We start from the raw sequence: 4,563 nt of genomic DNA on the forward strand, positions 1-4,563 counted from the left end.
GCCATTGCCAGAGCAATCCATTTCATACGCTATTCCTGTCATGTCAATTGTTCAGGGAAAACAAAAGCATGAGGGTGTTCTAGCACGAAGTTACCGTTGCTATGGATGCCGATGTGAAAGACAAATAAAAATACGTTCGACCGTCGCAGTCCATCCAAATCTTTACGGTCGCCATTTCGGCTTCGAGCCAGATCGCGGGATTTCGGTTTGTTTCCAGAAAGCACGGCGGCGCTCGAAGACCATGCCGTCGTTGGAGCCGGTGACGGGAATCGAACCCGCCTCTCAACCTTGGGAAGGTCGCATTCTACCAATGAACTACACCGGCCGGGCAGCCCTGCGAGGGCCGCGCCGGATCACTCTAGCAGGAGGTCGTTGCCCGGGATTCGATGTATCGGAGCCTATGGCACCAAGCCCAGCGGCGCGGTCGACGCTGGTGCGCGTTAACCTTCCGCTGTGCTGCTTTCCGACCGCGACATCCGCGCCGAAGTGTCCGCCGGCAACCTCGGCATCGATCCGTTCGACGCGTCGATGGTTCAGCCGTCGAGTGTGGACGTCCGCCTCGATAAGATGTTCCGCGTCTTCAACAACACGCGGTACACCCACATCGACCCGGCGAAGCAGCAAGACGAGTTGACGAGTCTGGTCGAGCCCGTCGAGGGTGAGCCGTTCGTTCTGCATCCGGGTGAGTTCGTGCTCGGTTCCACGCTCGAGCTGACAACGCTGCCCGACTATCTCGCGGGCAGGCTCGAGGGGAAGAGTTCGCTCGGTCGGCTCGGGCTTCTGACGCATTCCACGGCGGGCTTCATCGACCCCGGATTCAGTGGCCACATCACGTTGGAGCTGTCGAATGTGGCGAACCTGCCGATCACGCTGTGGCCGGGGATGAAAATCGGGCAGCTGTGCCTGTTCCGGCTGTCGAGCCCGTCGGAGCATCCGTACGGAAGTGCTCAGGTGGGGTCGAAGTATCAGGGCCAACGGGGTCCGACGCCGTCGAAGGCCTACCTGAACTTCGTCCAGTCGCCCGTCGACTGACCATCGTCGAGTCTTTTTTCGGGCTTCAAAACTGGTATCTACCCGTTTCGGCGGTAAGCTGACCCTTTGCCGACGTGGGTTGGGGCTTACCGAAGCGAGGTTTCCGATGATTGCCGTAATCGGCGCATCGCTCGGTGTGAGCGGCATTCGCGCAGTCTCGACCGACCTGTCCGCAAATCCTCCGCACAGCACCGAGTTGTTCGAACCGTTGCCCGAACACAGCGACGACCCGTGGGGTTCGGTCACCTGGACCGTGCACCGCATGGCCAGGGCCAACAAGGTGGTCCACACCCCGCCGGTGCTGGCGCTACGCGACAAGAACCCGGTCGAAGCGTACGGCGTCGAACATGCCGACGGCCTTGCCTTGATGTCCGACCTCGGCGCGCAGATCGGTGCGTTACAGGAGGCCGGCGACATCGCCGGTGAAGAGACGATTGCGCTGTTCGACCTCGTGCGGGCGGCGTGACGATGTCCGTCGTCGACCGGTAGTCCGGCCGGGTACTTGCCTCCCGGCGCAGCGCCGCCCTCTCCGGCGACGGCTGCGACGCCGCGCTGACGGCCAACCTCCTGGGCGACGCGCGGGCAGTATCAGACGCACCGGATGACATCCGCCTGATCGACTCCGTCTGCGCGGCGAAAGAGCAGTTGTCGAAGGTCACCGCGGTAGAGCTGCACGGGCCCTTCGTTTCCGGAAGTGCCCGGATGCATCGGTCCGAGTTCGACTCGTTGATTCGCGAGAACGTCTACGACGCCGTCTCGATGGCCGCATCGATGATCGACCAGAGCCCGCGTGTGGACGCGCTGTACGCCGTCGGCGGTGGCGCGAACATGCAGATCGGCACAGTGACACCTCGTTGCGACGCCTGATGCGGCTCGGGAAGTCCCGCTACCCTCCAGACAACCTCGGCGTCATTGCCCAGACGTCGGAACCGGCGGTTGTGGACCAACCGGAGACAACCGCCGATCGTCGACGCCCCTCGAACGCGCCTTCCTCGCTGCCCGATCTCACAACGAAGGAAACACCTCGAGAGCCGGAGCCGACGCGCACCTCGACCACTTCCGCGCCCGCCGCCACCACGCCCAACTCCACGACCAACTCCGCGACTACGACGCGGCCCGCGTCCATCACGACATCTGCGAAGCCTGCGCCGGGCGGGGTAGCGAAAGGCGTCATTGTTCACCTCCTTCCGGCAAACTGGCCTTATGGCTTCCATTCAGACCGAACGTGAGGACAAATTCGACGTGGATCGCGGGGTCGTTCTGCCGTCTCTGGACCAAGTGGTCCCGGAGGGTGGATCGGCCGAGGTGTCGGAAGTCCAGCTCGTCAGCAGTTACTACGACACCGACGATCTCGACCTCCTCAGGCGCGGCATCACACTCCGTCGCCGACGCGGTGACACCGACACCGGCTGGCATGCCAAGGTGCCTGCGGACAAGGCGCGCACCGAGATTCGGCTTCCTCTCGGCGCGGGCGAGGACTCCGTCGTTCCAGCAGAACTGGCCGAGGTGCTCGTCGGCGCTGCGCTCGGCAAGGCGTTGACTCCCGTCGCGACCCTGACTTCGTTGCGACGCATCCATGCGTTGATCGATCGGGACGGCACCGTCGTCGCCGAACTCGCCGACGACACCGTTACGGTCGACCTTGCGGGCGCGGACGGTCACGGATGGCGCGAATTCGAGGTCGAACTCGGTCCGGCCGGGTCGGAGGCGGTACTGAAGCAGGTCGGCAAGGTACTGAAGTCGGCCGGGGCCACGCACAGCGAGCACCCGTCGAAATTGCATCGTGCCCTTCGCTCGTCGGACGTGCCTGTCCATGTCGGTGCCGTCGGTGTCGTCGCCGACTATCTGGAAAGTCAGACGCAGGCAATCTTCGCGGGCGACGTGTACCTGCGCCGCGGAATGGACCCCATTCACTCGACGCGGGTTGCCATTCGGCGATATCGAAGCACGCTGCGTGTGTTCGCCGACGTGTTCGACGATCACCGCGCTACGTTGCTGGAGACCGAATTGTCCTGGTATGCAGGGCTACTGGGTGAGGTTCGGGATCGGCAGGTGCAGCGCGCCCGGTTCGCCGAGTCGTTGAACGTCCTGCCCGAGCATCTTGTTTTGGGGCCCGTCGCTGCCCGTATCGAAAACGACCTCCTCGCCGAGCAGATCCGGTACAGGGAGGTCGTAGCGAAGGAGATCGACGGAGACCGCTACCGCGCGCTGCTCGCCGATCTAGCGGCATGGTCACGGGAAATTCCGCTCGCGGACGCCGCGTCGACCATAACCGGCGATGACCTGGACAAGCTGGCGCGAGGGGCCGGAAAGAAGGTCGCCAAGCGGATCGCGTCGGCAATCGACAGCGGCGACGACGAGACCCTGCATCGCGCCCGTAAGGCTGGTAAACGTGCGCGGTACGCGGCCGAGCTGGTCAAGCCCATCGTTGGTAAGAAGGAGTCGAAGGCGCGAATAGAGCGTTTCAAGAACGTTCAGGAAATTCTCGGTGAGCACCAGGATGCCGTCGTCGCGGCCCAGACCATCCTGGAACTCGGCCGGAAGGCGGGAGTCACAGCAGGGGAAAACGGCTTCACCTTCGGCCTTCTCTATGCGCAGGAAATCCAGGCTGCGAAGGTTTCGCGGGACGAAATAAACAATTCGAACAACTGATTGCGCCGCCCGTACCTGGCCCGGGTAGTGTCATCGCCGAACAAACCGACTGATTGCCCGGGTTCTCCGGCCCGTCGGTATCGCGACGGCAAGGGGGTACGGGCGGCATGCGTATTGCACTGGGCGTGCATGTCAGCACGTACGAGGTCACCGCGTCGTTGGTGGAAACGACGCTGCCGCAACTCGGCCCCATCGCCGGGCGAACCGTCATGGTCGCGGACGCGCCGGGCGGAATCGGCGGAGCGGTGGCCACGGCAATCGGATTCATGCGTGTTCAGGCGATGCAGAACGATCTGGATGTCGAGGGCGCCGCAATCGTGTGCGAGAACGCCGTGCAGCGCGAACTGGTCGTCGCCGCGCTGGCCGACGCGGACATGGAACCGTTGCCCGTTCTCGACATCTTCGACGAGCGATTGTCGGACGCCTTCACCCCCGACGTGGGTGCGGCACTGCTCGTCGGCCACCTCGACGCAGTTGTCGCCGCGACGCCGAAGTCCGCCGAACACCGCCGCGGGTTGTGGCCGGTCGCCGCGGTCGGAGCGTGTGTCCTGGCCGCCCTCGGTGGCGTCACCGCATGGGCCATGACGGCTGAGCCCAACAGCGCCGCCGAAACCGGCATCCCCTCCGAGGTGGTCTACCCGACGCCCGCGCCCAGCTCACCTTCACTTTCGTCGACGTTCCCTCCCGTGCCGACGGATACGCCGTCCGCACTGCCGCCGGCGCCGGAACTGCCCGGCCCCGGCCCCGACACTGTTCCTGGTCCCGACACTGTTCCTGGTCCCGATACTCTTCCGGTCCCGGTCGAGGTTCCGCAGATCGTTGCGCCGGTGCCGTCCGGTTCTGCACCGCGGAACAGTCCGACCACCACCACCGCTACCC

The 4,563-nt window shown here is 64.3% G+C and carries 6 protein-coding genes and 1 tRNA gene; 5 read left to right on the forward strand and 2 right to left on the reverse strand.

Translation table 11 applies throughout. From position 1 onward, the window contains the following. Positions 1-251 precede the first annotated feature (251 nt). Positions 252-325, reverse strand: a tRNA-Gly gene (locus WBQ44_RS22020). Positions 326-453: 128 nt separating this feature from the next. Here WBQ44_RS22020 and dcd point away from each other — a divergent pair. The 3 genes from dcd (at position 454) to WBQ44_RS22035 (ending at position 1,899) form a co-directional block, all read left to right on the forward strand. After that, a complete protein-coding gene (dcd, locus tag WBQ44_RS22025) occupies positions 454-1,032 on the forward strand; it encodes a dCTP deaminase (protein WP_495568791.1) in 579 nt (192 codons plus the stop codon). A 106-nt stretch (positions 1,033-1,138) separates the two neighbouring features. After that, on the forward strand, positions 1,139-1,498 hold the full coding sequence (locus tag WBQ44_RS22030) for a hypothetical protein (protein ID WP_495568792.1): 360 nt from the start codon (positions 1,139-1,141) through the stop codon (positions 1,496-1,498). A 236-nt stretch (positions 1,499-1,734) separates the two neighbouring features. Beyond that, positions 1,735-1,899: a hypothetical protein gene (locus WBQ44_RS22035; RefSeq protein WP_495568793.1), complete on the forward strand. Its 165-nt coding sequence runs from the start codon at positions 1,735-1,737 to the stop codon at positions 1,897-1,899. 19 nt (positions 1,900-1,918) lie between these two features. On the opposite strand, the gene WBQ44_RS22040 is transcribed toward WBQ44_RS22035, so the two are convergent. Next, complete coding sequence (locus WBQ44_RS22040) at positions 1,919-2,206, reverse strand: hypothetical protein (protein ID WP_495568794.1); 288 nt, start codon at positions 2,204-2,206, stop codon at positions 1,919-1,921. Between the two features lie 29 nt (positions 2,207-2,235). On the opposite strand from WBQ44_RS22040, the gene WBQ44_RS22045 reads away from it, so the two are divergent. Continuing rightward, a complete protein-coding gene (locus tag WBQ44_RS22045) occupies positions 2,236-3,684 on the forward strand; it encodes a CYTH and CHAD domain-containing protein (protein WP_495568795.1) in 1,449 nt (482 codons plus the stop codon). A gap of 107 nt (positions 3,685-3,791) precedes the next feature. After that, positions 3,792-4,563 (forward strand): hypothetical protein (locus tag WBQ44_RS22050; RefSeq protein ID WP_495568796.1); only part of this gene is annotated, 772 nt, incomplete at its 3' end.

Origin of the sequence: Rhodococcus sp. (in: high G+C Gram-positive bacteria) (assembly GCF_049591685.1) — a bacterium.
GTDB lineage: Bacteria > Actinomycetota > Actinomycetes > Mycobacteriales > Mycobacteriaceae > Rhodococcoides.

Excerpts from the sequence above, each read along its gene's own strand:
- WBQ44_RS22030 (WP_495568792.1), top strand. The coding sequence starts at position 1,139 with ATGATTGCCGTAATCGGCGCATCGCTCGGTGTGAGCGGCATTCGCGCA.
- WBQ44_RS22035 (WP_495568793.1), top strand. The coding sequence starts at position 1,735 with ATGCATCGGTCCGAGTTCGACTCGTTGATTCGCGAGAACGTCTACGAC.
- WBQ44_RS22040 (WP_495568794.1), bottom strand. The coding sequence starts at position 2,206 with ATGACGCCTTTCGCTACCCCGCCCGGCGCAGGCTTCGCAGATGTCGTG.
- WBQ44_RS22045 (WP_495568795.1), top strand. The coding sequence starts at position 2,236 with ATGGCTTCCATTCAGACCGAACGTGAGGACAAATTCGACGTGGATCGC.